The following is a 3,932-nucleotide window of genomic DNA, read 5'->3' as shown; positions in this document are numbered from 1 at the left end:
GAACAGGGGACGCGTTGCAGGGGTGGAGCGCTGTTGGCGGGCATCGCGCGCACTCCCGGTGCGATGTGGACCCTGGGGAGGGTGGCGAATGCGCTGGCCAGGGCGCCCGCTCCGCCGTCGCTGATGTCAGTGCTGCCCAGACCGACATAGCGCCCGGTGGTGAGGTCGAGCGTGCAGGTGGTGGTGTCGTTCGGGTAGGTGGCCCTGTTCGTTCCTTCGTCGATTTCTCCGACAGCGGTTCCTGCGGAGGGGGCGAGGGTTTCGGTGGGACCTTCGTCGCAACCGAACCAGGCGGGTTCGCCGTCGAACGGCCGCCCGAAAGCATTTTTCCCTTCGAATTTCGCCGTGAGGGTCACCTTTGTGCCGAGGGGGACGACGAATTCACAGCGTGACCGCTTCTCGGCTGCCTTTTCGGCCTCCTCTCCCTTGAGGCGGAAGTTCAACGGAGGCTGAACACACGGATCCACGCCCGGAGTGTCGGGGGTGACGGTGACCTGAAAACTGTCCGACGCGAGTTGGACGTGGACCAGTGCGATCTGCTGTGGGGAGGTTCGCTTGCTGGTCGTCTGCTGGCACTGCTGCCTGGCGCTTTTGTCGCGGGAGCTGGTGGTCGTGGCGCAGACGGTGCGTTCACGGTCCGCGGTGACGGTGCAGGTGGCCGAGGCGGCGCCTTCGTCGCACCCCCAGTAGACGATGGACACGCCGCGTGGGAGAGGAGCGGCGGGGACCACGTCGACGGGTCCCTGTTTGCCCCTGGCGACCTGGGTGACCTTGGTGCAGTCCGTCGTGCCCGCGCCGCTCGGGCATGGTCCTTCAGGCGTGCCGGGCATGTCCTTCACCTCGAAGAGGTGCGTGGCGACCCTCACGTGCAGGGGCACGGTAGGCGTTGCCTGGGGCCCGTTGCCCTGGTCCCACACGTACACACCCGCGCCTCCTACGGCACCCAGCAAAGCCGCGCCGATCACGACCTTGGCCACGAGCGGAAGGCTGACGGGGGGGTTGTGGCCGCCGGCGTGCCCACCGTTCGAGCCGCGACCCCTTGCCGGAGGACGGTGGCCCGGTGTGGCATGACCGCCGCCACTGCCACCGCCACTACCGCTGCCACTGCCACAGCCACTGCCCTGGGTTGACCCATGGGTGGCCGAGGAGTTGCCCGGTCCCTGGGAGGCGTGTTGTGCCCCCTGCCCGGGGGAGCTCGCTTGTCCGCCCGTCGGGTCGTTGCCGCCCCCGGTGCTCGCATGAGGGCTGCCGTGAGTACCCGCAGTGGGGGGAGCGGCTGGTGTCGGGCCGGAGCCGAGGAGGGCGTGGGCGTGCTCCGCGATCGCGGCGCTCGCATGATCTCCCAGAGCATGCCAGGCAGTTGCCGCCGCGACCAATGCGGCGGCAGCGGCGGCGTGGTGACCGGTCAGCCGGAGGCGGATGCCGGTCTCGTGGGTGAAGTACGCGTGTGCGGGCGCGTCTTCAGCCCGTTTCGCGGCGGCGAGGCCGCGCGTGAGGATCCGGTCCCAGGCGCTCCAGCGCAGGGAGCAGGCGGCGGCGGGCGCGGCGGCCTTGGCCAGCGCAACGCCCAGGTCGGGGCGTCCCATCCGGCTTGCGGCTTCGATGAGTGCCGCGATCAGCGGACTGTGATCGGCGACCGGGACCGGCCGGGTGCGTTGCGTGGAGGCCCATGCGGTGAGCCGTCGGACCGTCTCGGCGAGCCGGTCGCCGTCGAGTGCCAGATCGGCAGGCAGATCCCGGGCGACGCCGTCACCCAGGCGGACGCATTCGTCCGTAACGGTGACCAGGCCGAGTTCGGCCAGGGTGTCGACCGCCGTCCGCGCCGCGTCGATGGCGCCGCTGCCGGCCGTCAGGGAGGCGAGGACCTCGAGCGTCACGTCCACATCAGGCACCGTCGCGAGCAGCGCCAGGACCTGCCTGACGTCGTCGCTGCCGCGCTCGATGGCCTGACGGAGCAGGATGGGCATCTCGCTCACGGCGGGCAGACCGAGGAGTCCTGTGTCTTTGTCGGGTCTGGCGAGCGCCGCGGCGCGCAACAAGGTGAACGGATGGCCTTGACTGGCCTTCCAGAGGGCGTTCGCCGCGGCTGTCTCCGCAGGACGCAGTGGGCGTCGCAGCTCCCGGGCGAGGAGCTGCAGGGCGGCTTCGCGGGGCAGGCCGCCCAAGGCGAGGGAGGTGCCGTGCCCCCACAGAAGGCGTTCACGCCCGCTGAAGACGACAGTCCCGGCAGGTATCGCGTCCTGGAGCCGGGTCAGGTTCCGGGCGGACACCTCCAGGTCGTCGATGACGACGCACACGCGCAGCTCGCCGAGCAGGGTGTGGAGTTCGCCCTCGGTGGGCCGGTAGCCGGGGCTGCTGTAACACGCTTCGAAGATGCTTTGGATCAGGTCGTCGACTTCTCGACCGTGCCCGTTGAGGAAGATGACGCCATCGCGCCCGCCGAGCTCCAGGCATGCCTGTCGCACCAAGGCGCTCTTCCCGACACCTTCGCCACCATGCACCTCGGCCGGTTCGTCGGCGGCCACGCTGCGCAGGACGGAGGCGAGTTCGCTTTCCCGGCCCAGCGGCAGAACGCCACGGCTGGGCAGACGCTCGATTCGCTCTTTCCGCACAGGCTTCGGACGTTTATCCGGAGCGAGTAAGGTCACCGTCGAATGGGTCGCGTTCACCACGACGCTGTAGACGTCGTTGTTGTCTCCCGTGATGAATTGACCGATCGCATCGCCCTTCACGGTCAAGTCCCGGCCGGAGCTCGCCACTGTCACTCTCCCCACCCCGCGAGCGTGCGTTCCGTCGCCATGAAGTCTTGCGCACCCTCACGCCCGGAGTGAGCGAAATGGGCCTTTTCTCTACGTCGACCGAGGGGGCGGTTTTCCTCCGCTCGAGCGGGGAGGGAAACGTTATGCAGCCGTCGGACAAAAACTACGCGTAGGCCGCTTCCTTCAGATCATCTGATCGCCGTCTTCATCTGGCCGGCAAGAGAATCCAGCACGTCGACCACCCGTCCACCCACCCCTCTCCCGCCGGACCGGCCGTCACCTCACCGCTGCCCTTCGCCACCGGTCTTCCGCACGTGCGTGGTGTCGGCGTCCAGGACGGCACCGTCGGCACCGGTCGGCCTGAGGTCCGGCACCCGGGTGCCGTGCCGGTCGACGAGGGTGGAGTGCGGCTCGCCGGGCTCGAAAGCGTGGCGCTCGCCCCACTGGCGGAGGGTGAGCAGGACGGGGAAGAGATCGCGGCCGGCGTCGGTGAGGACGTACTGCAGGCGGCGGCCCGAGGACGCGGCCTGCTGGGCCAGGACTCCGTGGGCGGTGAGCTTGCGCAGGCGGTCGGTGAGGATGTTGCGAGCGATTCCGGTCCGTCGCTGGAACTCGGTGAAGGACCGTGCGCCGTCCATCGCGTCCCGCACGACCAGGAGGCTCCACCGGTCACCGACGAGGTCGAGCGTGCGGGCCACCGGGCAGTCGGGATCGGTCCAGGCGGGGCTCGGAGTGCCCGGAGAAGGGCGCGGCATGACACCTCCCGATGAGTTGCGGATCGAGACCATCCTGCCCTACGGTCGCATCGGTTTCATTTTGCTACTTATTCTTCGGGGAGTGCGATGGACGTCTGGCGACGGTTACTCCTCGCGACCGTGTGCGGGGTCGCGGTGGCGAGCGTCTACGCTGCGCAAACGGTGCTTCCGCCGATGGCGGACAGCCTCGGGGTGTCCGCACGGCACGCCGGGTGGATCGTCTCCGCGGGCCAGTTCGGCTACCTGATCGGTCTGGTGCTGCTCGTGCCGCTCGGCGACGTGGTCGCCGGCAGGCGCCGGCTGATCGCGGTGCACCTGACCGTCACCGCGACGGGCCTGTTCGTGACGGCCGCGGCCCCGGCCGCGTGGACGGCCTTCGCCGGGCTCGCCCTGGCCGGCATGTTCGCGGTCGTGGTGC

At 69.6% G+C, this 3,932-nt stretch carries 3 protein-coding genes; 1 reads left to right on the top strand and 2 read right to left on the bottom strand.

Features of this window, described 5'->3' with window-relative positions; all coding sequences use genetic code 11:
• Together IE312_RS37555 and IE312_RS37550 are read right to left on the bottom strand one after the other, a co-directional pair.
• The coding region (locus tag IE312_RS37555; RefSeq protein ID WP_189986792.1) for an ATP-binding protein at positions 1–2,732 on the bottom strand (2,732 nt) is incomplete at its 3' end.
• 308 nt (positions 2,733–3,040) lie between these two features.
• The gene (locus IE312_RS37550; RefSeq protein WP_189986791.1) at positions 3,041–3,514 is read right to left on the bottom strand and encodes a winged helix-turn-helix transcriptional regulator; all 474 of its coding nucleotides are present in this window, start codon (positions 3,512–3,514) and stop codon (positions 3,041–3,043) included.
• Between the two features lie 87 nt (positions 3,515–3,601).
• Here IE312_RS37550 and IE312_RS43645 point away from each other — a divergent pair.
• Positions 3,602–3,932 (top strand): MFS transporter (locus IE312_RS43645; RefSeq protein WP_368860044.1); only part of this gene is annotated, 331 nt, incomplete at its 3' end.

Origin of the sequence: Streptomyces capoamus, from assembly GCF_014654935.1 — a bacterium.
Lineage (GTDB): Bacteria > Actinomycetota > Actinomycetes > Streptomycetales > Streptomycetaceae > Streptomyces > Streptomyces capoamus.
This window is presented reverse-complemented; position numbering and strand designations above follow the sequence as displayed.